The organism is Streptomyces sp. CNT360 (genome assembly GCF_000424785.1).
The window spans coordinates 799678-824444 of record NZ_AUKO01000001.1 but is presented as its reverse complement, the minus strand read 5'-3'; the positions used below and the strand labels follow the sequence as shown (position 1 = coordinate 824444).

24 protein-coding genes and 2 pseudogenes are annotated in these 24767 nt (G+C 71.7%); 15 read left to right on the top strand and 11 right to left on the bottom strand.

Annotated features, from left to right (window positions below; genetic code table 11):
- Window positions 1-110: 110 nt before the first annotated feature.
- The 3 genes from H297_RS0103485 (at window position 111) to H297_RS0103475 (ending at window position 3517) form a co-directional block, all read left to right on the top strand.
- Window positions 111-1313, top strand: a complete 1203-nt coding sequence (locus tag H297_RS0103485) for an adenylate/guanylate cyclase domain-containing protein (RefSeq protein WP_027735916.1) — start codon at window positions 111-113, stop codon at window positions 1311-1313.
- A 41-nt stretch (window positions 1314-1354) separates the two neighbouring features.
- Complete coding sequence (locus H297_RS0103480; RefSeq protein ID WP_037792555.1) at window positions 1355-2155, top strand: enoyl-CoA hydratase-related protein; 801 nt, start codon at window positions 1355-1357, stop codon at window positions 2153-2155.
- Between the two features lie 135 nt (window positions 2156-2290).
- On the top strand, window positions 2291-3517 hold the full coding sequence (locus tag H297_RS0103475) for a diguanylate cyclase domain-containing protein (protein WP_027735914.1): 1227 nt from the start codon (window positions 2291-2293) through the stop codon (window positions 3515-3517).
- 69 nt (window positions 3518-3586) lie between these two features.
- On the opposite strand, the gene H297_RS34255 is transcribed toward H297_RS0103475, so the two are convergent.
- Window positions 3587-4498, bottom strand: a complete 912-nt coding sequence (locus tag H297_RS34255) for an alpha/beta fold hydrolase (protein ID WP_037792552.1) — start codon at window positions 4496-4498, stop codon at window positions 3587-3589.
- Complete coding sequence (locus tag H297_RS34250) at window positions 4491-5093, bottom strand: TetR/AcrR family transcriptional regulator (RefSeq protein WP_037792551.1); 603 nt, start codon at window positions 5091-5093, stop codon at window positions 4491-4493. The genes H297_RS34255 and H297_RS34250 overlap by 8 nt, the downstream gene beginning before the upstream one ends.
- Window positions 5094-5235: 142 nt before the next feature.
- On the opposite strand from H297_RS34250, the gene hutH reads away from it, so the two are divergent.
- On the top strand, window positions 5236-6789 hold the full coding sequence (gene hutH / locus H297_RS0103460) for a histidine ammonia-lyase (protein ID WP_037792548.1): 1554 nt from the start codon (window positions 5236-5238) through the stop codon (window positions 6787-6789).
- Window positions 6790-7362: 573 nt separating this feature from the next.
- The gene (locus H297_RS0103455) at window positions 7363-8592 is read left to right on the top strand and encodes an Ig-like domain-containing protein (protein WP_027735912.1); all 1230 of its coding nucleotides are present in this window, start codon (window positions 7363-7365) and stop codon (window positions 8590-8592) included.
- Window positions 8593-8694: 102 nt separating this feature from the next.
- On the opposite strand, the gene H297_RS0103450 is transcribed toward H297_RS0103455, so the two are convergent.
- Window positions 8695-9138: an acyl-CoA thioesterase gene (locus H297_RS0103450; RefSeq protein WP_027735911.1), complete on the bottom strand. Its 444-nt coding sequence runs from the start codon at window positions 9136-9138 to the stop codon at window positions 8695-8697.
- 147 nt (window positions 9139-9285) lie between these two features.
- Between H297_RS0103450 and H297_RS34245 the strand changes: the two genes are divergently transcribed.
- On the top strand, window positions 9286-9492 hold the full coding sequence (locus H297_RS34245) for a DUF1330 domain-containing protein (protein ID WP_051351446.1): 207 nt from the start codon (window positions 9286-9288) through the stop codon (window positions 9490-9492).
- A 323-nt stretch (window positions 9493-9815) separates the two neighbouring features.
- Here the strand turns inward: H297_RS34245 and msrA are convergent, their stop codons facing one another.
- From msrA to mca, 3 genes are all read right to left on the bottom strand, one after another.
- Complete coding sequence (gene msrA / locus H297_RS0103440; protein WP_027735910.1) at window positions 9816-10487, bottom strand: peptide-methionine (S)-S-oxide reductase MsrA; 672 nt, start codon at window positions 10485-10487, stop codon at window positions 9816-9818.
- Between the two features lie 417 nt (window positions 10488-10904).
- The gene (locus tag H297_RS34240; RefSeq protein ID WP_037792544.1) at window positions 10905-11264 is read right to left on the bottom strand and encodes a hypothetical protein; all 360 of its coding nucleotides are present in this window, start codon (window positions 11262-11264) and stop codon (window positions 10905-10907) included.
- A 4-nt stretch (window positions 11265-11268) separates the two neighbouring features.
- Window positions 11269-12147 (bottom strand): mycothiol conjugate amidase Mca, encoded by an 879-nt coding sequence (mca, locus tag H297_RS0103430; protein ID WP_027735909.1) that lies wholly within the window; start codon window positions 12145-12147, stop codon window positions 11269-11271.
- A gap of 127 nt (window positions 12148-12274) precedes the next feature.
- On the opposite strand from mca, the gene H297_RS0103425 reads away from it, so the two are divergent.
- The gene (locus H297_RS0103425) at window positions 12275-12727 is read left to right on the top strand and encodes a DUF4307 domain-containing protein (protein ID WP_027735908.1); all 453 of its coding nucleotides are present in this window, start codon (window positions 12275-12277) and stop codon (window positions 12725-12727) included.
- A 193-nt stretch (window positions 12728-12920) separates the two neighbouring features.
- Window positions 12921-13418, top strand: a complete 498-nt coding sequence (gene greA / locus H297_RS0103420; protein WP_027735907.1) for a transcription elongation factor GreA — start codon at window positions 12921-12923, stop codon at window positions 13416-13418.
- 176 nt (window positions 13419-13594) lie between these two features.
- On the opposite strand, the gene H297_RS0103415 is transcribed toward greA, so the two are convergent.
- The 3 genes from H297_RS0103415 to ilvA form a co-directional block, all read right to left on the bottom strand.
- Window positions 13595-14452, bottom strand: a complete 858-nt coding sequence (locus tag H297_RS0103415) for an ABC transporter permease (RefSeq protein ID WP_027735906.1) — start codon at window positions 14450-14452, stop codon at window positions 13595-13597.
- On the bottom strand, window positions 14449-15477 hold the full coding sequence (locus H297_RS0103410; protein WP_027735905.1) for a daunorubicin resistance protein DrrA family ABC transporter ATP-binding protein: 1029 nt from the start codon (window positions 15475-15477) through the stop codon (window positions 14449-14451). The genes H297_RS0103415 and H297_RS0103410 overlap by 4 nt, the downstream gene beginning before the upstream one ends.
- Window positions 15478-15721: 244 nt before the next feature.
- A complete protein-coding gene (ilvA, locus tag H297_RS0103405; RefSeq protein ID WP_027735904.1) occupies window positions 15722-16966 on the bottom strand; it encodes a threonine ammonia-lyase in 1245 nt (414 codons plus the stop codon).
- 207 nt (window positions 16967-17173) lie between these two features.
- On the opposite strand from ilvA, the gene H297_RS34235 reads away from it, so the two are divergent.
- The 3 genes from H297_RS34235 to H297_RS0103390 all read left to right on the top strand — a co-directional run bounded on the left by H297_RS34235 (window position 17174) and on the right by H297_RS0103390 (window position 18623).
- On the top strand, window positions 17174-17737 hold the full coding sequence (locus H297_RS34235) for a MarR family transcriptional regulator (protein ID WP_037792542.1): 564 nt from the start codon (window positions 17174-17176) through the stop codon (window positions 17735-17737).
- 168 nt (window positions 17738-17905) lie between these two features.
- The gene (locus H297_RS0103395) at window positions 17906-18382 is read left to right on the top strand and encodes a sigma factor-like helix-turn-helix DNA-binding protein (protein ID WP_027735903.1); all 477 of its coding nucleotides are present in this window, start codon (window positions 17906-17908) and stop codon (window positions 18380-18382) included.
- Window positions 18369-18623 (top strand): hypothetical protein, encoded by a 255-nt coding sequence (locus tag H297_RS0103390; protein WP_027735902.1) that lies wholly within the window; start codon window positions 18369-18371, stop codon window positions 18621-18623. Before H297_RS0103395 ends, H297_RS0103390 begins: the two co-directional genes overlap by 14 nt.
- 77 nt (window positions 18624-18700) lie before the next feature.
- Here H297_RS0103390 and H297_RS0103385 read toward each other — a convergent pair whose 3' ends face one another.
- The gene (locus tag H297_RS0103385; protein ID WP_027735901.1) at window positions 18701-19897 is read right to left on the bottom strand and encodes a cystathionine gamma-synthase; all 1197 of its coding nucleotides are present in this window, start codon (window positions 19895-19897) and stop codon (window positions 18701-18703) included.
- A gap of 157 nt (window positions 19898-20054) precedes the next feature.
- On the opposite strand from H297_RS0103385, the gene H297_RS0103380 reads away from it, so the two are divergent.
- Window positions 20055-21224, top strand: coding sequence for a hypothetical protein (locus H297_RS0103380; protein ID WP_027735900.1), 1170 nt, complete (start codon window positions 20055-20057; stop codon window positions 21222-21224).
- A gap of 907 nt (window positions 21225-22131) precedes the next feature.
- Window positions 22132-22230: pseudogene (locus tag H297_RS43965) on the top strand (hypothetical protein); the annotation flags it as partial.
- 354 nt (window positions 22231-22584) lie between these two features.
- Here H297_RS43965 and H297_RS0103360 read toward each other — a convergent pair.
- Window positions 22585-22884, bottom strand: coding sequence for a hypothetical protein (locus H297_RS0103360; protein WP_027735898.1), 300 nt, complete (start codon window positions 22882-22884; stop codon window positions 22585-22587).
- 521 nt (window positions 22885-23405) lie between these two features.
- Between H297_RS0103360 and H297_RS34230 the strand changes: the two genes are divergently transcribed.
- On the top strand, window positions 23406-24155 hold the full coding sequence (locus tag H297_RS34230; RefSeq protein WP_078513697.1) for a response regulator transcription factor: 750 nt from the start codon (window positions 23406-23408) through the stop codon (window positions 24153-24155).
- A 190-nt stretch (window positions 24156-24345) separates the two neighbouring features.
- Window positions 24346-24701: pseudogene (locus H297_RS42540) on the top strand (carboxyl transferase domain-containing protein); the annotation flags it as partial.
- Window positions 24702-24767 lie beyond the last annotated feature (66 nt).

Genomic DNA, 24767 nt, shown 5'->3' with positions numbered 1-24767 from the left:
GAGCGGGCCGGGGCCGCCGTGAGCAGGATCGGCAAGAGGAACGGAAGGGCTGTGCGCAGGGACGACGCGAGGCCGCGACACCACGCCGCGGAGGGTGTGGGGAGCCGCCGGTGACCGTGGACGAACCGGGCATGCCCGAGCCGGAGCCGGCGGGCGGCACGGATGACGCCGGGCGGGCCGGAACTTCCGACCCGGACGGCGACCCGGAGCACATCGGGCTCGGGGATCCGGGCCCGGCGGCGGGCGGCGGCCCGGAGGACTCCCACGAGGAGTCGGACGTCCCGGTGGACGACACCGACCCCAGCGCCCTGCGCATCGAGGAGCTGATCCTCGGCTCCGAACGCCAGTACACGCCCTTCCAGGCGGCCCGCGCCGCGGGGGTGTCGATGGAGCTGGCGTCCCGGTTCTGGCGGGCGATGGGCTTCGCCGACGTCGGTCAGGAGCGGGCGCTGACGGAGGCCGACGTGCTGGCGCTGCGGCGGCTGTCGGGTCTGGTGGAGGCGGGGCTGCTGAGCGAGCCGATGGCGGTGCAGGTGGCCCGCTCCACCGGGCAGACCACCGCGCGGCTCGCCGACTGGCAGATCGACTCCTTCCTGATGGGGCTGACCGAGCCGCCCGAGCCGGGGATGACGCGCAACGAGGTCACCTTCCCGCTGGTGCAGTTGCTGCTGCCGGAGCTGGAGGAGTTCCTGGTCTACGTCTGGCGCCGCCAGCTCGCCGCCGCGACCGGGCGGGTCGTCCAGGTCAAGGACGACGACGAGATGGTCGACCGCCGCCAGGCCATCGGCTTCGCCGACCTGGTGGGCTTCACCCGGCTGACGCGGCGCCTGGAGGACGAGGAACTGGGCGAGTTGGTGGAGGCGTTCGAGACGACCGCGGCGGACCTGGTGGCCGCGCACGGCGGGCGGCTCATCAAGGCGCTGGGGGACGAGATCCTCTACGTCGCGGAGGACGCGGGCACCGCCGCCGAGATCGGGGTGCGGCTGATCGAGACGATGGCGAACGACGAGACGATGCCCGAGCTGCGGGTCGGGATCGCGTTCGGGACGATGACGACCCGGATGGGCGACGTCTTCGGCAACACCGTCAACCTCGCCAGCCGCCTGACCTCGATAGCGCCGAAGGACACCGTGCTGGTCGACGGCGCCTTCCGCGCCGAGCTGACGGCCTCCGGCGCGGCGCCGGAGTCGGAGAAGGAGAGCGAGGACCTGTCCGGGTACCGGTTCGCGCTGCAACCCCTGTACCAGCGGCCGGTGCGTGGTCTGGGCGTCGTCGAGCCGTGGCTGCTGCGGCGGCGCGTCACCGAGAGCTGACACCCCTGGGGAGGGCTGCCGCGACCGTTATCGTGACGGCCATGGCGAACAGCGAGCAGACGTTCGGGGAGTGGGTGCGCGTCCGCAAGGACGGGCACGTCGCGGAGCTGGTGATGGACCGGAAGGGGGCCATGAACGCCGTCTCCACGGCGTTCGCGGGGGCGCTGGCCGACGCCTGCGCCGCCCTGGCCCGGGACGGTGACGTACGGGCCGCGGTACTGACCTCCACGCACGAGCGCGCGTTCTGCGTGGGCGCTGACCTCAAGGAGCGCAACGCGCTGAGCGACGCGGAGCTGGGTGCCCAGCGCCCGCACACCAGCGCGGCCTACCGGGGTGTGCTGGAGCTGCCGATGCCGACCGTCGCCGCCGTGCACGGGTACGCGCTGGGCGGCGGGTACGAGCTGGCGCTCTCCTGCGACCTGATCGTCGCCGACCCGAGCGCCGTGGTCGGGCTGCCGGAGGTCTCCGTCGGCGTGGTGCCGGGCGGGGGCGGTACCCAGTTGCTGCCGCGCCGGGTGGGCGCGGCCCGCGCCGCCGAGCTGATCTTCACGGCGCGCCGGGTGGAGGCCGCCGAGGCGTACGCACTCGGCATGGTCGACCAGCTCACCGAGGCGGGCGCGGCCCGCGAGCAGGCGCTGGCGCTGGCCGCCCGGATCGCGGGGAACTCGCCGGTGGGGCTGCGGGCCGCCAAGCGGGCGCTGCGCACCGGCTGGGGCATGGACCTGCGGGCCGGGCTGGAGGTGGAGGAGGCCGCCTGGCGCACCGTCGCCTTCTCCGGGGACCGTGCCGAGGGCGTCGCCGCGTTCAACGAGAAGCGGAAACCCGACTGGCCGGGTGCCTGAGCCGCGCGAGAGGCGGCGAGAAGGTGGCGCGAGTTGTGCCAAGAGACCCCCGCGACGCACGCGACGTACGTAGAGTGAGGCTCTCCGTAGGGGGCCGTGCGGCAGAACAGGGCGAAGACTTCTAATCTTGGCCGTATGGGCCGAATACCTCTCAGCGGGGACGCGGACGCGCGCTTGAGCGCCGTCGTCGGGCTGTCGCAGGCCATGGCGGCGGCGCAGACGTCCGCCCCCGCCCCGGCCCGCACCTCCGCCGCACCCGACCCCGAGACGGCCGCCGCCCTCTCGCACCGGGACGTCGCCCACGCGGCGGCGCAGGGCGCCTGCGAGGCGATGGGTGGCGCCTTCGCCTCCCTCTCCGTGTGGGAGCGCGCTCGCGGGCGGTTGCGGGTGCTGGTCAACATCGGGTCCCTGGCGCCGCAGGGGGCGGAGTTCCCCGAGGACGAGGCGTACTTCGTGCCGGGCTTCCTCCAGGCCGCCGAGGCGCCGCCAGGACGCCCGGCGAAGGGCGGCCGGGCCCCGGCCTGGGTGGCGGGGACGGAACCCGGCGACGGCGAGGAGGCCCCCCGCTACCGGAGGCCGGCCGCGGCACGGCGCCCAGGGCTCGGCTCCGGCGTGATCGCCCCGGTCGTGCTGCACGGGCGCGCCTGGGGCGAGCTGTACGTCGCCCGCGCCGAGGGGGAGCCCCCCTTCACCCGGGACGACGCCGACTTCGCCGCGGTACTGGCCGCACTCATCGCCTCCGGCATCGCCCAGAACGAACGGCTGGAGGAGGTCCGCCGCCTCGCCTACACCGACCCGCTGACCGGGCTGGCCAACCGCCGGGCCGTCGAGTCCCGGCTGGAGGAGGCGGTGGAGATGCACCGGGAACTGGGCACCGTCGTCAGCCTCGCCGTCTGCGACATCAACGGGCTCAAACGCGTCAACGACCAGCAGGGCCACGAGGCGGGTGACCGCCTGCTGGAGCGGTTCGCCGACGTCCTCTCGGCCTGCGCGGGCACCCTCCCCGGCGCCCTGGCCGGGCGGCTGGGCGGGGACGAGTTCTGCCTGCTGGCTGTCGGGCCGACCGCCGACGAGGTGGTACGGGCGGCCGAGGAGCTGTGCCACGGCGCGGCCGAACTGGAGCTGGGGGAGGGCGCGGCCTGCGGCGTGGCCTCCACCGGCGACCCGGTCGGCGACGTGCGCAGCGCCCACCGGATCTTCCGGCTCGCGGACGCCGCCCAGTACCGCGCCAAGGCGCTGCGCTCGGGCAAGCCGGTGGTGGCGGGCCGGGAGGGCGGCCCCGACGACCCGACCGTGCAGCTGGCCGCCGCCCCCGATCCACTCCGCACCTCCGTGGAGCGTCGCCGCTTCCGCCGGCACTGAGCGCGAGGGGGCCCGGCGGACCCGCGCCGTCGGCGGGTCGCCGGGCCGGACCGGTGCCGGGGCCGGGGCTCAGCCCTCGGTTCGGGACCCCGTCCGCTCCACGTCGGCAGCGGCGGGGGCCGCGTCCCGCTCCGACAGCGTCGCGCCCAGCGTCCGGGCGAAGGCGGCCGGGTGTTCGACGCACCCCAGGTGGCCGCCCGGGAACTCCCGCACCTCAGCGCCCACGGCCTGGGCAAGGGCGGTGGCGGCGGTGTGCTGGAGCTGGCCCCGGGAGGTTCGGCCGACGGCGACGACCAACCGGTCCGCGGCCGCCTTCAGCTCCGCGAGGTCCGGGCGGTGGTGGCTGAAGGACCGCAGCACGTGGCGGAGGAAGTGTGCGCTGCTCGCTCCGATCGCGGCCCGCAGCCCCTCGGTCGGCGCCGCGGGCTCCCCTTCGTCCCCGGCCGGGGCGACGGGCTCCGCCTCGCCGAGCACGGCCCCCATGCGCGCGTAGGCAGGGCCGACCCCCTCGCGCGCGGCGATCCCGCCGATCTCCGCGAAGGCGGCGAGCGCCGGGGCCGGGTCGGGCAGCATCCGCAGCAGCGGCGGCTCGTGCGCGACCGCGAGCCGCACCCTGGCCGGATGCCTGCTCAGCAGCTCGACCGCGGTGACGGCCCCGGAGCTGGTGCCGGCCACGTAGGCGGGCGCGTCGGGCGAGAGCAGGTCGAGCAGACGGCGGGCGTCGGCCGCGTGCACCTCGGGCTGCTGCTCCTCGCCGGGCACGTCCAGGGGGCTGCCGCTGATGCCACGGGGCGCGTAGGAGGCGACCGTGAACCGGCCGGCGAGTGCGGGGGCGACCCCGTGAAAGACCTCGGCGTTGCCGGCGCCGCCCGGTATCAGCAGCAGCAGCGGGCCGCCGCCGCGCACCTCGTAGTGGAGGGTCGCGCCGGGGACGGGCAGGGCACCGGTGCGCGGGGCGGGGTCGGCCGGCAGGTCAGTCATGGTCGTCGTTCTCCTCGTGGGTGGTGTCGGCCCGCGGCCAGCTGGCCAGCAGGAAATGGAGGGCGTCCAGGGAGCGGTGCCAGGAGGCGGCCGGTGCGCGCGGGTGGCTGAAGCCGGCGCGGGCCTCCAGGTCGGCGTAGCCGTGGAAGGCGCTGCGCAGCAGGCGCCCGGCGTCGGTGAGGTCGGGTTCGTCGAGGCCGTAGCCGCGCAGCATGGCGTAGGTGAGCTCGACGCTGCGGCGGTGTCCGGGCGACTCGGCGGCGCGTGCGGGCTCAAGCTGGAGCTGCCCCGCGGCGTAGCGGCCGGGGTGTTCGAGCGCGTAGGCGCGGAAGGCGTCGGCGAAGGCGACCAGCGCGTCCTTGCCCGCGCGTCCGGCGACGGCAGCGGAGATGCGGTCGGTCATCTCCGTGGCGGCCAGCATGCACAGCCGGACGCGCAGGTCGGCCAGGCCGCCCAGGTGCGCGTACAGGCTGGCGTCCCTGACGCCGAAGCGGCGGGCCAGTGCCGAGAGCGTGAGGTTGTCCAGGCCGCCCTCGTCCGCCAGTTCGGCTGCGGCCGTCACCAGCCGGTCCACTGTCAGTCCCGCACGTACCATGCGCACCCCTCCGTCGCCGCCGTGAGCGGGACCCTATGCCTAGGGGTCCTAGGCACTCACCTGGTTTTCCTAGGCAGGGGTCTGCAGGGGTCTACCGGGGTGGCCGTGACAGATGGCAATTCACTCATTAGGGTTCGTGAATATGAATATGCACACCGTGGTGGTGGGAAGCTCGGGCACCACTCCCGAGGAGGTCCTCGCCGTCGCCAGGGACGGCGCCCGCGTCGAGCTGAGCCCCGAGGCTGTGGAGGCGCTGCGCACCGCCCGCCGCTTCATCGACGACCTCGCCGCCCGGCCCGAGCCCGTCTACGGCGTCTCCACCGGGTTCGGCGCCCTGGCCGTCCGCCACATCGGCCCCGACCTGCGCGCCCAGCTCCAGCGCAACATCGTCCGCTCGCACGCCGCGGGCATGGGCCCCCGGGTGGAGCGCGAGGTCGTACGGGCCCTGATGTTCCTGCGCCTGAAGACCCTCGCCTCCGGCCGCACCGGCGTACGGCCCGAGGTCGCCCAGGCGATGGCCGACGTCCTCAACGCCGGCATCACCCCCCTCGTGCACGAGTACGGCTCCCTCGGCTGCTCCGGCGACCTCGCACCGCTCTCCCACTGCGCCCTCGCCCTGATGGGCGAAGGCGAGGCGGAGGGCCCCGACGGAACGGTGCGGCCGGCCGGCGAACTCCTCGCCGAGCACGGCATCACCCCCGTCGAGCTGCGCGAGAAGGAAGGGCTGGCGCTCCTCAACGGCACCGACGGGATGCTCGGCATGCTGCTGATGGCCTGCGCCGACCTCGCCCGCCTGTTCACCAGCGCCGACCTCGCCGCCGCGCTGTCCCTGGAGGCGCTGCTGGGCACCGACCGGGTGCTCGCGCCCGACCTGCACGCCGTACGGCCGCACCCGGGGCAGGCCGCCAGCGCCGCCAACATGCGCACCTTCCTGGCCGGCTCCGGGCTGACCGGCCACCACCAGGACGATGCGCCGCGGGTGCAGGACGCCTACTCGGTGCGGTGTGCCCCGCAGGTCGCCGGTGCGGGCCGGGACACCCTGGCGCACGCCCGTACGGTGGCCGAACGCGAGCTGGCCGCCGCCGTGGACAACCCGGTGGTGCTGCCGGACGGCCGGGTCGAGTCGAACGGCAACTTCCACGGGGCGCCCGTCGCCTACGTCCTCGACTTCCTCGCCGTGGCCGCCGCCGACCTGGCCTCCGTCGCCGAACGGCGTACCGACCGGCTGCTGGACAAGAACCGCTCGCACGGTCTGCCGCCGTTCCTCGCACACGACGCCGGAGTGGACTCCGGGCTCATGATCGCCCAGTACACGCAGGCCGCCCTGGTCAGCGAGCTCAAGCGGCTGGCCGTGCCCGCGTCGGTGGACTCGATCCCCTCCTCCGCCATGCAGGAGGACCACGTCTCGATGGGCTGGTCGGCGGCGCGCAAGCTGCGCACCGCGGTCGACGGGCTGGCCAGGGTGATCGCGGTGGAGCTGTACGCGGCCGCCCGCGCGGTGGAACTGCGGGCGGGGACGGTGGGCTCGGAACCCGGTGAGGCCGCACGCGCGGTGATCGCCGCGCTCCGGGAGGCGGGGGCCCAGGGGCCGGGGGAGGACCGGTTCCTCGCGCCCGACCTGGGGGCCGCGGAGGCGTTCGTCCGGTCCGGGGCCCTGGTGGCCGCCGCGGAGTCCGTCACCGGACCGCTTGCCTAGATACCGGGGGTCCTCGCCTGCTCGGCGCCCCGGTCGTGTTCCAACCGCGTCACAGTGTCGCCGTGACGGGTGGGATGGTCTGGTTTTTCGGGGGTAGCGTTGGCGGTGGGGACGAACCAGAGGGCGAACAGCACTCCGCCGGCCGCCGCTGCGGTCGCCAGAGGACGGCGGTGGACTGACAGCTTCGAGGGTCCGGCCTCGGACACGAAATGGCCTTCCTGGGTGCGCGTCGGTGCGGCGTACGGCTCGGGGGGCCGGCGTGAACCGGCGTGAACCGGCCGTACGCGGGCCGATGTTACTGACTGGTGGAGGCGAGGGGGAAGGCATGCTTCCGCTCATCCTGGGAACCGGAGTGGTTCTGCCCCGGAAAAACGGGACACGAGCCCGGACGGTGCGCGAACCGGTCGGACGCGTGTCCTAGACCACAGTTTTACCGAAAGTGGAACCGGTCATAGTCCCTCGTGCGTTCATATGCATGGAGCTGGAGCGCACATGTCCGACAACGGGCGCTGTGGGGGCTGAGCAGCTTTACCGGGAGACATGGGGTTCCGAAGGCAAATGGAGAAGCCAGTGATGACGGTGGGGAAGCACCGCAGGGGTCTCGCGGCCACGGCCGTGCTGCTCGGTGGGGTGCTCGCGCTCAGCGGATGCAACGGTGACGAGGGGGGCGACACCGAGAAGTCCGGCGCCAAGAACGACATATCCGCCGAGAAGGATGCTTCGCAGGCGCGAATAAAGATCGCCTCCAAGGACGGCGACACCAACGCGAGCATCAACAACGGCGGCAACGTCTCCGTCAAGGGCGGCAAGCTCACCAAGGTCACCATGAAGGCCGCCCAGAGCGGGACGGCCGTCGAGGGCACCCTCTCCGCCGACGGTGCGACCTGGAAGCCCAAGGAGCAGCTGGAGCGGGCCACCAAGTACGAGGTCACCGCCACGGCGAAGGACAGCGAGGGCCGCAAGGCCGTCGAGAACTCGGCCTTCACCACCGTCTCGCCGCAGAACAGCTTCATCGGTACCTACGCCGGCGAGGACGGTTCCACGGTCGGTGTCGGCATGCCGGTCTCGATCACCTTCGACAAGCAGGTCCAGAACAAGAAGGCCGTCGAGTCCGCGATCAAGGTCAGCTCCACCAGCGGCCAGAAGGCGGTCGGCCACTGGTTCGGCAACGACCGGCTCGACTTCCGCCCCGAGGAGTACTGGAAGCCCAACTCCAAGGTCACCCTCGACCTCGGGCTCGACGGCGTGAACGCGGGTGGCGGCAACGTCGGCGTCCAGGACAAGAAGGTCACCTTCGACATCGGCCGCCAGCAGATCAGCACCGTCGACGCGAAGAGCCACCAGCTGAAGGTGGTCAGGGACGGCAAGACGATCAAGACCATCCCGATCTCCTCGGGCAGCGCAGCCAACCCGACCTACAACGGCAAGATGGTGATCTCCGAGAAGCACAAGGAGACCCGGATGGACGGGGACACCGTCGGGTTCGGCCGCAAGGGCGCAGAGGGCTACGACATCAAGGACGTCCCCCACGCCATGCGGCTGTCCACCTCCGGCACCTTCATCCACGGCAACTACTGGGGCGCCCCCTTCGGGACGGGCAACACCAGCCACGGCTGCGTCGGCCTCAAGGACGCCAAGGGAGCCGGCGACCCGAACACCGACGGTGCCTGGTTCTACGAGAACTCGATGATCGGCGACGTCGTCGAGGTCAAGGGTTCCCCCGACAAGACCGTCCAGCCCGACAACGGCCTCAACGGCTGGAACATGGACTGGGCGAAGTGGCAGGAGGGCTCCGCGCTCTGACGCGGCCCTCGGCTTCGAACCGATGAGGGTGGCTCCCCGGCCGGGGAGCCACCCTCTGTCGTGTGCGCGCGCACGCAGGGGCGTACCCGTGAAGCGGGCGTGCTAGGCCAGCCCCAGCAGCTTCGGATCGGTGGCCAGCTCCCGCAGCGCCGCGCCCGGGTCGGCCACCAGACGGCGCGCCTCCAGGTCCATCACCCCGCCCACCCCGGTCAGTTCGGCGGCGAGCGTGCCGTCCACCCGCTGGATGAGCTGCCGCACCCGGAACGTCTTGCCCGCGCCCCACTCGAACGCGCAGCTCACCGTCGCCTCGTCACCGGCGCGCAGTTCCCGCAGATAGCGCACCGTCTGCTCCAGAACCACCGGGCCGACGCCCCGCGCCACCATGGCAGCCTGCTCGATCCCGGCCGCCTTCAGCACCGACCAGCGCGCGTGCTCCCCGTACTGGAGGTACACGGCCTGGTTCAGGTGCCCCTGGGTGTCGATCTCGTACCCCCTGACCGTCACCGGGACGGTGAACGGCTCCTCGGCGGCTGGCGGTTGGGACACGGTGCTCCTCCGTCTCACGCATGGGACCGGTGCCGGCCGCCCCTGCCCGCGAGGACATCGCCCGCCGCGGCACAAGCGGCAACACCGGCCACGCTATCCGCAATCCCGGCGCCGCGCGCCGGGGTCCCGAACCGGAGGGAGTACCCGATGGCCGCGTACGCCGTCCCCCGGCTGGAGAACCGGGAGGCCCACTCCGGCCTGACCGAGCAGGTGGAGCGCATCCGGCCCGCACTCGCCCCCTTCCGCGGCCGTTTCCTGCCGCACGGCGGGCAGCCGCAGACCCTGGGCACCTGGCGGGGCGGCGTCGTCCTCCTCTCTTTCCCCGACCTGGCGCCCGCCCCCCCGGCCTGGTAGAACTCACCGGCCTATCAGGAGCTGATTCCCCTCCGGCAGGCGCGAACAAGTCCACCATGTGAAAGCGGATTTCCGTTATGCGCCTACTTGGTGGCGGAGGACTGGCCCTTCCGGCGCCTCCGGGGTTTGCCCGCCGGTCTTTGCGACGGGGTGAATCGCGAAGGCGCCGACTGCGGGTCCGGCCGTCGACCGCCGTGTGTACCGGTGCGAACCGTCCCGCCTCCGGGGCGGGGCCGCCCTTCCGGGAATACCGCTGGCCGAAAAATGCTCTCCGTATGACGGAAGGGCTCTGGGTGGGTGCGTTCAGTGCCGGGCGGGTGCGCTCAGTGTTCCGGCGGGGCGGTGGCGATGCCCACCGGGCAGCTCACGCCCGTGCCGCCGATGCCGCAGTACCCCGCCGGGTTCTTGTCGAGGTACTGCTGGTGGTAGCCCTCGGCCGGGTAGAAGGGGCGGTCGGCGGCGGGAAGGATCTCCGTGGTGATCTCCCCGTGGCCGGAGGCGGTCAGAACCTGCTGGTACGCGGCGCGGGAGGCCTCCGCGGCGGCGGCCTGGGCGGGGGAGTGGGTGTAGACCGCGGAGCGGTACTGGGTGCCCGAGTCGTTGCCCTGGCGGAAGCCCTGGGTGGGGTCGTGCGCCTCCCAGAACCGCTTGAGGAGGGTCTCGTAGGACACCTTCGCCGGATCGAAGACGACGCGGACGACCTCGGCGTGCCCCGTGAGACCCGAGCAGACCTCCTCGTACGTCGGGTTCGGGGTGGGCCCGCCCTGGTAACCGACGAGCGTCGTCCAGACGCCGTCCGTCGTCCAGAAGACGCGCTCGGCGCCCCAGAAGCAGCCCATACCGAAGTCGGCGACCTCCAGGCCCTCCGGGTAGGGGCCCAGCAGTGCCGTACCCAGCACGGTGTGACGCTCGGGCACCGTGAACTCCCGCTCCGGGCGGCCCTGCAGGGCTTCCTCGGGTGTGGGGATCCGGTTGTTGAACCTGCCGAACAGCATGATGATCTCCGTAACGGACGTCGGAAGGGTGGAAGGGCTACCCGGGCCCCGGGACGGCCCGGCCCGGCTCCGGAAGCGGCCCGGCGCGGGAACGGCCCGCGAAGGGACAGGCCCGCGAAGCGGTCCGGCTCCCGGATCGGCCCGCAGCCGTCCGGCCCGGGGCGGCGACCCCGACCGGGGACGGCTCGCGCGTCCCGGCCCAGGGGCGGACCGGAGGGGCCCGGCCCGGAGTGGTCCGGGCGCAGCAGGCCGGCTCGCGTCTGTCCTCCAGGCCGGAAGCGCCCGCCGTCACGCGGGCGGCATCTGCCGCCGAGGTGGCCGGCGTGTGCCTTCCGGATGGCCGGCACCCGCCCGTCGAGCGGCGGGTACCCACCCGCCGGGCGGTCGGCACCTGCCGCCACGCGGGGCGCGGGTCTGTCAGCCCTGGGCGGGCTTCGAGGAGGCGGCCGGAGTGGAGGCGGCAGCCCCGTCCCCGGCGGCCTCGGCCTTCGGGGCGGCATCGGCGTCGCGGGAGGCGCCGGCGGTTCCGGCCCCGGCTTCGGTCTGCACGGCGGAAGCCGCACCGCTTCCGCCGAGCGGCGCGGAGCCGCCCGCCGGCGACTGCTCCTCGAAGTCGACCCGCTTCATGTGCTTGTTCATCGACTTCATCAGCAGCCAGACGGCGAGGCCGATCACCGCGAAGACGATGAAGCCGAGCACACCGGGAGTCACCTTGTTCTCGTCCAGGTCCTTGGCCAGCGGCAGGACCTGGACGAGCGTTGTCTGCGTGGGGCTCATGGCGTCAATTCTCGCGGATCCCCGCGAAGAGGTCGTCCTCGGGGAGGGAGGTCTCCACGAGGGACTTCGCCAGCTCGTACTCCTCGGTCGGCCAGACCTCCTTCTGGATGTCCATCGGTACGCGGAACCAGCCGCCGTCCGGGTCGATCTGGGTGGCGTGCGCGATCAGCGCCTTGTCGCGGATCTCGAAGAACTCGCCGCAGGGCACGAAGGTGGTCAGCTCGCGCTCCTTGACCTTCATCTTCTCCCAGCGCTCCAGCCACTCGGTGTACGGCGACTCCAGGCCCCGGTCCAGCATGGCCTGGTGCATCGCCAGGGTGCGCTGCCGGTTGAAGCCCTGGTTGTAGTAGACCTTCAGCGGCTGCCAGGCGGGGCCGAACTCCGCCTCCGGGTACTTCTCGGTGTCGGAGGCGTGCTCGAACGCGACCATCGTGATCTTGTGGGTCATGATGTGGTCCGGGTGCGGGTAGCCGCCGTTCTCGTCGTAGGTGGTGATCACCTGCGGCCGGAACTCACGGATCAGCCGCACCAGCGCCCCGGCGGCCTCGTCCACCTCCTGGAGCGCGAAGCAGCCCTCCGGCAGCGGCGGCAGCGGGTCGCCCTCGGGCAGCCCGGAGTCGACGAAGCCCAGCCACGCCTGCTTGACGCCCAGGATCTCCCGGGCCTCGTCCATCTCCTTCTTGCGCACCTCGTGGATGTGCTCCTGGACGTAGGTGTCGCCCTGGAGCTTCGGGTTGAGGATGGAGCCACGCTCTCCCCCGGTACACGTCGCGACCAGCACGTCCACCCCCTCGTCGACGTACTTCGCCATGGTGGCCGCGCCCTTGCTCGACTCGTCGTCGGGGTGCGCGTGCACGGCCATCAGTCGCAGTTGCTCAGTCACAACTCAATCCTCGTAAGTCGGCCATCGGCGCCCGCCTTCAGCGGAATCGCGGGCGGCTTCTATAGTGACCGAACCGGGCCCGTGATGTATTCCCGGTCCGACCCCGCGCCGCCGAGAGGAACGCGCCATGGCTGAAGTGCGCCAGAAGGTGCCCGAAGGGCGCTACGGGCGTACCACCGGGAGCTCCGCGGCACGCGGGGGGCCCGCGGGCGGCGCGGGGCGGGCCGAGGCGCGTACCGACCGTCGTCTGAAGCTCGCAGGCGGTGTGTTCGGCGTGCTGCTGCTCGCACTCGTCGGCTGGCTCGGCATCTCCTACATCGCAGGTCAGGACGTCAGCGCCGAGGTGATCAAGTACAAGGTCGTCTCCGACAGCGCGGTCGAGGTGCACCTGGAGGTGCACAAGGACAAGGGAGTCGCGGGGGTGTGCACGCTGCGCTCCCGCGCGGAGGACGGCGCCGAGGTCGGCCGCAAGACCGCGGCGTTCGACGCGGCGGCCGGCCGCGTCGACAAGGTGATCACTCTGCGTACCACCGCCCGCGCCACCAACGCCGAGCTGCTGGGCTGCGAACGGAAGCACTGAGCGCGGGCCCCCTGCGGACCACCGGGTGAACAGGGCACGCGCACCGTTGTGACCTGGGGCGAAGCTCGGTCCTTCTTCCCTTTTCTGCCGGAATTGTTAAGCTCGTGGTTTCGCCCACCAGTGAAGGCGCAGTCTTTCTGGTAGGGCGATTGCTGCATCAGCTCATCTATCCCAGTACCGACGAGGAGCACCTGTGACCCAGACCAGCGACAACGTCACCTGGCTGACCCAGGAGGCGTACGCCCAGCTCAAGGCCGAGCTGGAGTACCTGTCGGGTCCTGCACGTACCGAGATCTCCAAGAAGATCGAGGCGGCTCGCGAGGAGGGCGACCTCCGCGAGAACGGCGGGTACCACGCGGCCAAGGAGGAGCAGGGCAAGCAGGAGCTGCGGATCCGCCAGCTCCAGCAGCTCCTGGAGAACGCGAAGGTCGGCGAGGCTCCGGCGGACGACGGCGTGGTGGAGCCCGGCATGGTCGTCAAGATCGCCTTCGACGGTGACGAGGACGACACCATCACCTTCCTCCTGGCGTCCCGCGAGTACGCCAGCTCGGACATCGAGACCTACTCTCCGCAGTCGCCTCTGGGCGCGGGCGTGAACGGCAAGAAGGTCGGTGAGGACGCCGAGTACGAGCTGCCGAACGGCAAGATGGCCTCCGTCCGGGTCCTGGAGGCGAAGCCCTACCAGAGCTGAGGGGCGCCACCGGTTCCACCGGCCCCGCGCGGGCCGGGGTGGGCCGAAGCAGCGACGGCGGATGCGCGCGTGCGGTCGAGCACGGGGCGCATCCGCCGTTCGTTGTCCGCGGGACGCCTGCGGGGGCCGCCGTCCCGCCCGGCCCCCGGGCCGGCTCCGTCAGCGGGCCGGCTCCGTCAGGAGGTCGCGCTGCGGTACCGGTGCACCGCCAGGGTGCGGAAGACCGCGATGATGACGGCCGACCACAGCAGCGAGGCCCAGACGGGGTGCTGCATCGGCCAGGCGTCGGGCGTCGGGTAGCCGGGCGGCAGGTTGCCGAACAGCTCGCGGGCCGCGAGGACGGTGGAGCTGAACGGGTTCCACTCGGCGATGTGCCGGAGGAACGACGGCATGTTCTGCGAGGGCACGAACGCGATCGAGATGAACGTCAGCGGGAACAGCCACACCAGCCCTCCCGAGGTGGCGGCCTCCGGTGTCCGCACGGAGAGGCCGATCAGCGCGCCGATCCAGGTGAAGGCGTACCCCAGCAGCAACAGCAGGGCGAAGCCCGCCAGCGCCTTGGGGATGCCGTCGTGCGCCCGCCACCCCACCAGGGCCGCGACAGCGGCGAGGACGACGAGGGTGAGTGCCGTCTGCACCAGGTCGGCCAGCGTGCGCCCGGTCAGCACGGCGCCCCGCGCCATCGGCAGCGAGCGGAAGCGGTCGATGAGGCCCTTGTGCATGTCCTCCGCGATGCCGGCGCCCGAACCGGCCGTCGCGAAGGTGACCGTCTGCGCGAAGATGCCCGCCATCAGGAACTCGCGGTAGGAGGCGGCGTCCGTGCCCGAGCCGGGCACCTTGATCGAGCCGCCGAAGACGTAGCTGAAGAGCACCACGAACATGATCGGCTGGATGAGCCCGAAGACGACGACCTCGGGGATGCGCACCATGCGGATGAGGTTGCGCTTGGCCATCACCAGGGAGTCGGTGACCGACTGGAGGACCCCGCCGCGTCCCTGCGGTGCGGTGCCGGCTGTTGCCGCCTGAGCGCTCATTCCGCGGCCTCCTCGGGCTGCTGCCGCGCCGGGTCGCCGGCCGCGCGGTCGGAGTCGGCGGTCCGTGCCGCCTCCGCGGCGTGGCCGGTCAGGGAGATGAAGACGTCGTCGAGGGTGGGGCGGCGCAGGCCGATGTCGTCGATCTCGACCCCGCGGGCGTCGAGGTCCCTGATGACCTCGGCCAGGAGCTTGGCGCCGCCGGTGACGGGGACGGTCAGCTTGCGGGTGTGTTCCTCGACGGTGCAGCCCTCGTGCGCGGTGCCGCGCGACCCGAGCGGGTCGAGGATCTCGCGGGCGGTGGGGATGTCGGCCCGCTCGTGGACGACGACCTCGATGCGTTCCCCGCCCGTTCGGGCCTTGAGCTGGTCGGAGGTGCCGCGCGCGATGACCCTGCCGTGGTCGACGACCGCGATGTCGTGCGCGAGCCGGTCGGCCTCCTCCAGGTACTGGGTGGTGAGCAGCAGCGTCGTACCGCCCGCGACGAGCTCCTCGATGACCTCCCACAACTGCTGGCGGTTGCGCGGGTCGAGGCCGGTGGTGGGCTCGTCCATGAACATCACGGGAGGGCTGACGACCAGCGCAGCGGCGAGGTCGAGGCGGCGGCGCATGCCGCCCGAGTACGTCTTGGCCGTGCGGTCCGCCGCGTCGGTCAGGTGGAAGCGCTCCAGCAGCTCCGTCGCCCGCTTCTTCGCGTCCCGCGCGGACATCTGGTAGAGCTGCCCGACCATCTGGAGGTTCTCGCGGCCGGTCAGGTACTCGTCGACGGCGGCGAACTGTCCGGAGACGCCGATGGAGCGGCGCACCGCTGTGGGGTTCTTGAGCACGTCGACACCGGCGACGACGGCGTGTCCCGCGTCGGGCCGCAGCAGGGTGGTCAGCGCCCGGACCGCGGTGGTCTTGCCCGCGCCGTTGGGCCCGAGCAGGCCGAGCACGGTGGAGTCGGGGACGTCGAGGTCGACGCCGTCCAGAGCCCGTACGTCACCGAACGACTTCACCAGCCCCTCGGCGTGGATGGCACCTGGCATTGGAGGTCTCCCAGCGTATGGAGCGCGGAACTCTACGAAAAGGCTAGAACTGCCGGAAGTGTCCGGCATGTACAGCCCTACAGGTACACAGGGCATACAGGGCCATGTAGCGCAGTGTTCCGGGCCCGTGCGCAGCAGTATGCGACGACGCGATGTATCGCGTCAAGCGTCATTCGCGATACGTCGCGTCGCCTTCTGTCCGGCTCCGCTCGCGACCGTCCGGCTCGGCCCACGACCGCCCGGCTCAGCTCACGACCGTGTAACCCGCCGCGCGCAGTCCGGAGGCCACCTCGACGCAGTGCTCGGGCCCCTTCGTCTCCAGGTGCAGTTCCACCTCGGCCTCGTGGAGTCCCAGGCGCGGATCGGTGCGGACATGGCCGACGTCCAGCACGTTGGCATCGGCCACCGACAGCTTGCCCAGCAGCGCGGCCAGCGCGCCCGGCCGGTCCGAGAGGCGCAGCCGCAGCGACAGGTAGCGGCCCGCCGCCGCCATGCCGTGCCGCAGGGTGCGCTGGAGCACGAGGGGATCGACGTTCCCGCCCGACAGCACCGCCGCGACGGGTCCCTCGAAGGTGTCGGGGGCCGACAGCAGCGCCGCGACCGGGCTCGCGCCCGCCGGTTCGACCACCAGCTTGGCCCGCTCCAGGCAGAGCAACAGCGCGCTGGAGAGGGCGTCTTCGGAGACCGTGCGGACCTCGTCCACCAGGGTGCGGATGAGGGAGAAGGGGACATCGCCCGGCCGCCCGACCTTGATGCCGTCCGCCATCGTCGAGACCGACTCCAGCGCCACCGGTTTCCCTGCCGCCAGCGACGGAGGGTACGCGGCGGAGCCCTCGGCCTGCACGCCCACGAGCCGTACGTCGGGCCGCAGTGCCTTGATCGCCACCGCCATGCCCGCGAGCAGCCCGCCGCCGCCGACACCCACCAGCACCGTGCGCACCTCGGGGCACTGCTCCAGCAGTTCCAGGCCCAGCGTGCCCTGCCCCGCGACCACATGAGGGTGGTCGAAGGGGTGGATGAAGACGGCACCGGTGGCGTGCGCGTACTCCTTCGCCGCCTCCAGGGTCTCGTCCACCACCTGCCCGTGCATCCTCACCCGCGCCCCGTACTCGCGGGTGGCCGCCACCTTCGGCAGCGGGGCGCCCACCGGCATGAAGACCGTGGAGGCCACGCCCAGCAGCGAGGCGGCCAGCGCGACACCCTGGGCGTGGTTGCCCGCGCTCGCCGCGACCACCCCGCGCCTGCGCTCCTGCGGGGAGAGGCCGGCGATGCGCACGTAGGCACCGCGCAGCTTGAACGAGCCGGTGCGCTGGAGGTTCTCGCACTTGAGGTGGACAGGGGTGCCGGTCAGCGCGGAGAGGTGGCGGCTGCCCTCGACGGCGGTGGTGCGGGCGATCCCGGAGAGGGTCTTGTGGGCCCGGCGTACGTCGTCGAGGGAGACGGGCAGTTCAGGACGGGCGGTGTGGCGGGGTGGTGCGCTGGTGGACATGGCGCCAGTCTGGCAGTCGGCCCGTAACGGGCGTGGACGGTCACCCGGGGTGGTGCGCGTCACTGCTTCGTGCACAGGAGGTACGTACCGGGCTCGCTCCGCGTACTCTGTCCGCACCGGCTTCGGACTTCAGCCCCAACAAACCATCCCTAAACCGTCAAAACTCCTCAAAAACTCCCGCAGACAGACGAAGTGAGCGCACCTGCCATGCCCACGCACCCGGACATGACGACAGACACTCCAGACACCCCGGACGAGGAAGCCGAGATGCCTGCCGACAGCGGTGCCCCCTCCTCCACGGCTGTGCTCGACGCCCTGCAGCACCAGCTCGCCGTGTACGCCCGCCGCGCGGAGCAGACCCGGCTCGGCGGTCTCGGCCAGGCCCGCAACTCCATGGACCGCGCCGCCTACCTCCTGCTCAACCGGCTCGACCAGCAGGGCCCGATGGGCGTCAAGGCACTGGCCGCGGGCATGGGGATCGACTCCTCCACCGTCACCCGGCAGGTCGCCCCGCTCGTCGAGTCCGGCCTGGTGAAGCGGACCTCCCACCCGGAGGACGGCCGCGCGGTGGTGCTGCAGCTCTCCCCACGGGGTGTGGCCAGGCTGGAGGAGGTCCGCTCCTCGCGGCGCAACCTGATGCAGCTCATCACCCAGGAGTGGACGGAGGAGGAGCGCGGTACGTTCTGCAAGCTGCTGACCCGCTTCAACAGCGCGATGCTCGACCTGCATCCCGGCGGCCTCGCCCAGCCCTCCCGCCCCGCCGACTCCTGACCCGCCGGCCGTCCACCCACTCCGCTCCGTCCGGCTGCCCGGCCTGGAACGGGCCGTACAGGGGCGCGCGGACAGGTGGTTGCGCGCCTCTTGATTTGATCTGGCCGCCTGCCGTCCTATAGCTGGCACAGGAGACGCGCGGGAGACGCGCGCGGGAGGCGGCGGGGCGTGCGAGAGCGTCAGGCACGGCAGGAGCGCCTCCGCGCCCGGGAGTTCGAAGCGTTCGTCGCGGGTGCGGGTGGCCGGCTGCTGCATGCCGCCACCCTGCTGACGGCCGAACCCCCCGGCGCCGCACCCGAGGCCGAACGGCTCCTGGTGCGCGCCCTCGCCCGTACCCGGGCCGACTGGGGCCGCCTGCGCGGTGAGGACCCCTACGAACGCGCCCGGCAGGAACTGGCCGACTGCTTCGCCCGTACCGGACGGCGCCACCGGCGCTCCCGCGGCGGACTGCTGGCCGGCCTGCCCCCGCACGAGCGGATCGTGATGGTGCTGCGCCTGTACGAAGGGGTCGCCGAGGAACAGGTCGCCGCAGGTCTCGGGCTGCCCGTGGAGCGGGTGCGCACCCTGCAGACGCGGGCCATGGCGGCGGTGCTCAGCCGCCGCCCGCCCGCCCCGGTGGCGGAGGCGGCCGGTGAGTCCGCCTGACCGCAAGGAGACCGAAGTGCGGCGCCTGCTGGATCAGCACGCCCTCGACCACGTGCCCGCCGACCTCGCGGAGCGGGCCCTCGCGGACGGGGCGCGGCTGCTGCGACGGCGCCGGGCCCTGCGGACGGCACTGTGGGCTGCGGTGCTGGTGGGCGCGGTGGCGCTGCTGGCGTGGTCCCTCGCCCGGCAGCCCTGGGCGGCCCCGCCCCCGACGACGACCTCGCCGACGGTGGGCTGGTGACCGCCCTGCGGAAGAGGCCCGCCTGCCGGAAGGCGGTCATCTCCCGGCAGGCGGTCGCCTCCCGGGACCGGCCCGTCTCAGCCCAGCGCCTGGGACAGGTCCGCCAGCAGATCGTCCGCGGACTCGATGCCGACCGACAGCCGCACCAGATCGGCAGGCACCTCCAGCGCGGAGCCCGCCGCCGAGGCGTGGGTCATCCGTCCGGGGTGCTCGATCAGCGACTCGACGCCGCCCAGCGACTCGCCCAGGGTGAACAGCTCGCTCCGGTCGCACACGCGCACCGCGGCCTCCTCGCCGCCCGCGACCTGGAAGGACACCATGCCGCCGAAGCCGCGCATCTGCTTGGCGGCGATCTCGTGCCCCGGGTGCGAGGGCAGTCCCGGGTAGTAGATCTCGGACACCTGCGGGTGGGCCTCCAGGAGCTGCACCACGCGGGCCGCGTTCTCGCCGTGCCGGTCCATGCGCACGCCGAGAGTCTTGATGCCCCGCATCACCAGCCACGAGTCGAACGGTCCGGCGATGCCGCCCATCGCGTTCTGGTGGAAGGCCAGCTCGTCCCCGAGCGCGGGATCCGCGGTGACCAGGGCGCCGCCGACCACGTCCGAGTGCCCGCCCATGTACTTCGTGGTGGAGTGGACGACGACGTCGGCGCCGAGGGCGAGCGGCTGCTGGAGGTAGGGGCTGGCGAAGGTGTTGTCGACGACCAGCCGGGCGCCGGCCGAGCGGGCCACGTCCGCGACCGCCGCGATGTCGGTGATGCCCAGCAGCGGGTTGGAGGGGGTCTCCACCCAGACCGCCTTGGTGCGCTCACGCAGCGCGGCCCGTACGGCGGCCGGGTCGGAGGAGTCGGCGACCGACCACTGCACGCCCCACCGCTCGGCAACCCGCGCGAACAGCCGGAAGGTGCCGCCGTACGCGTCGTTCGGAATGACCACGTGGTCACCCGGGGTGAGCAGGGTGCGCAGCAGGCAGTCCTCGGCGGCGAGCCCGGAGGCGAAGGCGAGCCCGCGCCTGCCGCCCTCCAGCGCGGCGAGGTTCTCCTCCAGCGCGGTGCGGGTCGGATTCGCGGAGCGACTGTACTCGTAGCCGCCGCGCAGGCCGCCGACGCCGTCCTGCTTGTAGGTGGAGACCTGGTGGATGGGTGGAACCACGGCTCCGGTGGCCGGGTCGGCGGCCTGGCCCGCGTGGATGGCGAGGGTCTCGAAGCCGTGCGGCGGGGCCGAGGAGGCCGTCCCGTCCCCGCCGTCGGTGCGGTTGTCGCGCTGCTCACTCATGGAGGCGAGACTAGTGGGCCGTACGGTGGAGTGGGGCGTGCTCCTGAGAGCTCACCCCCGCGGACCGTCCCGACCGGCCTCCGCACCGTCCCGACCGTCCCGTGCACCGCCCGACAGCACCGACCGCCGCCCCGTCACAGCGTGGAGACCTGACGCCATGGAAGCCCTGTTCCTGCTGACCGCACTCGTCGCCCTCTTCGGTGTGGTGGTCTACCCGGCCATGCGCCGCAGACGGCTGGCGCGGGAGGGCAAGCAGGTGCTGAACCCGGTCCACGACCCGTCGGCCGGATACGGCTTCGTCCCCCGGGACGAGCTCGACGTCCGGCTGCCGGGCCCCGACAGGGAGCTGGTCGAGGCGCTGGAGGAGACCCAGCGCACCCAGGAGTGGGAGCCGGTGGCGCACCTGCTGGCGCTGACCGGTGACGAGTACGAGCTGCGCTGGCAGCGGGTGCTGTCCCTGGCGGGCGCGGCCGCGATGGAGCTGGCGCGGGCACGGGCGCAGGGACAGGCAGCCGGTGCCGACGGTCCGCCGGACGTGGTCTCCTTCAGCAAGGAGCGGGCCGCGGCGGCGCAGGACGCCCGGTGGCTGCGGCAGTGGCGGGCCCAGCAGCCGCGCGACCACGGCGGGGCACAGGTGTACGCCCAGTTCCTGGTCTTCCAGGCGCTGGCCGAGCCGGACTCGGCCGACCACCGCATCATCCTGGAGGAGGCCCGCACCGTCGCCCGGGACGCTGCCGCGCTCGCCCCCGACGACCCGACGCCGCACATCACCGAGCTGCTCATCGCCCGCCATCTGCACTACACCGAGGCCGACTTCGTGTCCCTGTGGGGCACCGTCCGCCGCTTGGCCCCGGACCACATGGGCGCCCACCTGGCGGCGCTGCCGTACTGGTCGGCGCAGTCGACGGGCTCCAAGGACAGGGCGGACGGTTTCGCCCGCGCGGCCGCCGCCGGTGCCCCCGAGGGCAGCCTGCTCGCGGCCCTGCCGCTGTTCGCGACGTACGACCACCTGCCCGACGTGAACATGGTGCGGGGCCTCTACCGGAGCGAGGACATCCGCCACGCCATCGAGGCCGCCGAGTACGCCGTCGACCAGGTCGAGGACGATCACCCCGTCCGGCCCCACGTGCTGCACCTCCTGATCTGGTTCCTGGTCCGCGCCGAGCGCTACGGCGAGGCCATGGAGGCTCTCGCCGCCGTGGACGGCCACGTGGGCGCCGTCCCCTGGGTCGACGAGGGCGACCCGGCCCTCGCCTACACCGCCTACCGGGCCCTGGCCGTCACCGGCTGGGAGTCCACGGGCGGCGCACGCGCCCCGCACTCCTGAGCGGCGTGTGCACCTCCGGGTCGCGATCACGGTCTCCGCGCCGCTGCCGGGAAGAGGCGTGCGGGACCCCGTCCATGGCTGGACCCACGACGCGGTCGGCATCGTTCCCGCGGCGTCTCCGAGCGTGTACGCGGCGCTGACCCACGACGACATGCCGTGAATGCGGCGGTTTCGCGACAAGAGCGCGCGGGCATGACAAGCGGATCCGGGTACTGAGCGCTGCTGTGGATGATGCACGCGGCGCACTGCCGAAAACGGGGAGTCCGTGGTTGATCCAACGTCTCCGGGATCCAGGTGCTGGTGCGCTCCACGGGGGGACGACGCATGCTCACGGGCCCCGCGAACCGGCTTCGGTTGAGCGATGAGATCAGTGAGGCCGCGCGCCGTGATCCGCTTACGCGCTCACGCGCCGCTGCCCTGGTACACCGCTACGGCCCTGTCGAGTTCGAGGTCGCTGTGCCGTACATGCTCGCCCGGTGGCCGCAACGAAGGTCCGACAGCAGATCGAGGCTCATCGCCGCTGGTGGGTCGGGATGGGGTGAGCCTGAAAGCATCCCCCGTGGTCGCCCGGGGTGGCCACGTCGCTTCCGGCCCTGCGGACAGCCGCCGCGGGAGCGGAATCGAGACCTCCCCGAGGGTTCCCGGCCAGCCTGACCTGAATGACTGGCCTGGCGGGACGTCAGGCCAGCGCCAGGCCCACGGTGACGGGCTTGACTGCCTTGACGAGGCCGGGAACGCGCGCCGGTGCCGCTCGGTTCAGCGGACATCCCCTCCGGTCCAGGGCGTCGAGCCCGAGCAGGTGCCGGTGGCGTGGGACCAGGAGCGTACGAACTGGCTGGCGGGTGTGGCCTCTCCGTACCTGGTCCCGGGCAGCCCGGTCGACTGATGGCCTCGGAAGCTTGAGGCTCTCGGGGAGGCGCGGCGCCGCAATGTGACGGTGCTGCTCAGTGTCGGATGCGCAGGCTGCTACTGGTGCCAGTGCACTTGGACGGTCAGGCATTTCTGACCCGGTGTGCTCAGCACCAGCATGGACACGTACGGCGAGAAGCTGAACCACAAGATGGGCGCTCGGGTCCGGGAGCAACGGACGGCTTCGCCGGAGTGGGAGCCTGAGCAGTACTTCAGCATCTGGCAGCGCCTTGGGGCGGCGTCCCGCCCCGGGGAGCGGGCGCGTAAGGCCCCGCCCCGGGGAGCGGGCGCGTAAGCACAGAGCTTCGACCCCGGTCCCGCTCAGGAGCGGTGTCGCACGCCAGGATGGAGAGGTCCGTGTGTCCGGCATCGGGACCGTGTTTGGCGTGACCAAGCAGTGCGGGTGCAGGGCGCCGTCCACGACGCGGCGGCGATCTGCGTCCAGCCTTCATCAGTACGTGCGCCGGTTCGCGCGCCAGCTGCGACCGCGAGCCCGTTGCCTGTCCAGGTGCTGGGCGGCTTGTTCCCTGGCGAGCACTGGCACGTTGCCGCTGATGGCGATCAGGTGCCGCCCCGGATCGTCGGGGTGCGCCACGGTCGGGACGTCCGAGGGTCCGAGGCCGGTACGGGGCCCCGCCACGACTGCGCGGTCAGGGCCGTTGACCGACATCGTCCACCGGCCGAGACAGCCGGAGATCTCGGCGTTGTACGACGACGGCATGCCGCAGCGGCTGGGGTGCGCATCGAGCACGAGGCCACTCCTCTGACACGTGCACGCTTGCGTCCTGCGGCGGAATATTTCGACCATGAGGGACAGGGGTGAGGCGCCTTGTGCCGCGGTGGTCGGCAGGGGTGTCACCAGCGGTGCAGTGGCCTACCCGCCGCGGAAGCTGCCTTGCTGCGGGCGACGACTGCGGGCTCACCTTCACGTTCCAGGCCGGCGCGGGTGGCGGCACATCGAAGCTCCGTGGGGCGAAGGCGACTTGGCGGGGTGACCTGCACAACTGAGTTTCGTTGCGTGAAGTCGCACCCCCACAGGCATCGTCACATGCCGTGCCCCGCGCACCTGCAAGACCACCCCGGCATCGCAAATCACCCTGCTCACCCCACCCCACCGTGACCTGCAACTTTGCAACGTCATTCGGACTTTGCAACAGCCCTGTCCATGGTCCTCAGCGCGGGTGGACAGTTACCGGCACTCCGTGCCAGGATCGTGTATCAGGGGTCAAAACTTCCTGATTTCAACGCGACGTAACGGGGGGTCGCTGGTTGATGTGGCGAAAAATTTCTAGCAATGAATATCGCGAAAACTTCAGCAGTCAGATGCGCTATTTATCGCCTGGAATGTCTGGCAGGCAATCCTATCCGCAGGCTGGGCGATCCCTGATGCAGACTGAAATAGCGCTGATGATCGATGACGGCATTCGTCGATACAGTATCGAGGGGATGCTTCGTTCACTCGACATCCAGCTGTCAGTGCAATCCATCACGGGCGTCGAGGATCTCTCGCGATGCCGCGACGGTCAGCTGGTCATTTCTGACAGCAATACTTTGGGATCTGTGCCTGGTGAGATCACTGAGAAGCTGCGCGTCCAGAACATACATGTACTGATCCTGGTGGATTCGGCGGACGTTGTCGAGCAATCATGGGTCGATCATGCAAACGGTTTCCTGGACTGGGCGGATCTCTGTCCCGAGATCCTGCGCGAAGCGATCGCCGATGTGCAGGCTGGACGATTTCATGTGTCGGTGACCATGGCGCGGAGATCCGTGACGACGTCCGACAAAGCCGGTAATGACGCGACCTCGAAGCGTGCGTCGATGATTGCACTGACGGCACGTGAACACCAAGTGCTGCGTCTGATTGCCAGGGGGCTGAGCAACCGACAAGTCGCTCGGTCGCTGAGTATCTCTGAACATGGAGTCAAACGCACGGTCGGCATCATTTTGGCCAAGCTCAACTGCCCGAATCGGACCCTTGCGGTTGTTCGGGCCATCGAGTCGGGGCTCCTCGCCATGTGAGGTGCCGACCGATTGATGGATTTCTCTCCGTCGGCACGACCAGTCCGAAAGATGCACTTGTTGTTGGTTGGCGTGCGGGTGGGGGAGGTGGGCGTGACTGGACTGCCCCGGATCATGATCGAGAATGCGACAGACCGCCCCTTGGGGTCGGCCTGCCGCTGCTCGACGAGTAAGCCGTGGAGGGCGGGGTATTCGCCATGGTGCGAAGCCGCTTATGCCTACCGCAATGGTACGGAGCTCCGGCTCCAGATGATCCCCGCAAGGCGTACGGCGGTTCCTGAAACGCCATGAATGTGCGTTCCATCGGCGCGAACCTCTCCTTCGCCTGGCCGACCGATGAGATTGCCGTCATGGGCGAGAAAGGCGCGGCGAACGTGGTGTTCCGCCAGCAGATCGCGGCGGCGGACAGCCCGGAGGCCCTGCGGGCCCCAGCGGTTCAAGGAGTACCGGCAGGACCTGATGCGTCCCTGTTACGCCGCCGAACGCGGACTCGTGGACGACGAGATCGACCCCGCCGAACCAGAACCCCTACTGACTGCGGCACTTGAGGCAACGCAGCGCAGGGTGGAAACGGAAGCCCGCAGGACAGAGGGATGTCTAGGGCCTGGCAGG

Bases quoted from the DNA above. Each gene is read 5' to 3' on its own strand.
- H297_RS0103480 (WP_037792555.1), top strand. From the start codon at position 1,355: ATGGCGAACAGCGAGCAGACGTTCGGGGAGTGGGTGCGCGTCCGCAAG.
- H297_RS0103475 (WP_027735914.1), top strand. From the start codon at position 2,291: ATGGGCCGAATACCTCTCAGCGGGGACGCGGACGCGCGCTTGAGCGCC.
- H297_RS34255 (WP_037792552.1), bottom strand. From the start codon at position 4,498: ATGACTGACCTGCCGGCCGACCCCGCCCCGCGCACCGGTGCCCTGCCC.
- H297_RS34250 (WP_037792551.1), bottom strand. From the start codon at position 5,093: ATGGTACGTGCGGGACTGACAGTGGACCGGCTGGTGACGGCCGCAGCC.
- hutH (WP_037792548.1), top strand. From the start codon at position 5,236: ATGAATATGCACACCGTGGTGGTGGGAAGCTCGGGCACCACTCCCGAG.
- H297_RS0103455 (WP_027735912.1), top strand. From the start codon at position 7,363: ATGACGGTGGGGAAGCACCGCAGGGGTCTCGCGGCCACGGCCGTGCTG.
- H297_RS34245 (WP_051351446.1), top strand. From the start codon at position 9,286: ATGGCCGCGTACGCCGTCCCCCGGCTGGAGAACCGGGAGGCCCACTCC.
- msrA (WP_027735910.1), bottom strand. From the start codon at position 10,487: ATGCTGTTCGGCAGGTTCAACAACCGGATCCCCACACCCGAGGAAGCC.
- H297_RS34240 (WP_037792544.1), bottom strand. From the start codon at position 11,264: ATGAGCCCCACGCAGACAACGCTCGTCCAGGTCCTGCCGCTGGCCAAG.
- H297_RS0103425 (WP_027735908.1), top strand. From the start codon at position 12,275: ATGGCTGAAGTGCGCCAGAAGGTGCCCGAAGGGCGCTACGGGCGTACC.
- H297_RS0103415 (WP_027735906.1), bottom strand. From the start codon at position 14,452: ATGAGCGCTCAGGCGGCAACAGCCGGCACCGCACCGCAGGGACGCGGC.
- H297_RS0103410 (WP_027735905.1), bottom strand. From the start codon at position 15,477: ATGCCAGGTGCCATCCACGCCGAGGGGCTGGTGAAGTCGTTCGGTGAC.
- ilvA (WP_027735904.1), bottom strand. From the start codon at position 16,966: ATGTCCACCAGCGCACCACCCCGCCACACCGCCCGTCCTGAACTGCCC.
- H297_RS34235 (WP_037792542.1), top strand. From the start codon at position 17,174: ATGCCCACGCACCCGGACATGACGACAGACACTCCAGACACCCCGGAC.
- H297_RS0103385 (WP_027735901.1), bottom strand. From the start codon at position 19,897: ATGAGTGAGCAGCGCGACAACCGCACCGACGGCGGGGACGGGACGGCC.
- H297_RS0103380 (WP_027735900.1), top strand. From the start codon at position 20,055: ATGGAAGCCCTGTTCCTGCTGACCGCACTCGTCGCCCTCTTCGGTGTG.
- H297_RS34230 (WP_078513697.1), top strand. From the start codon at position 23,406: ATGTGGCGAAAAATTTCTAGCAATGAATATCGCGAAAACTTCAGCAGT.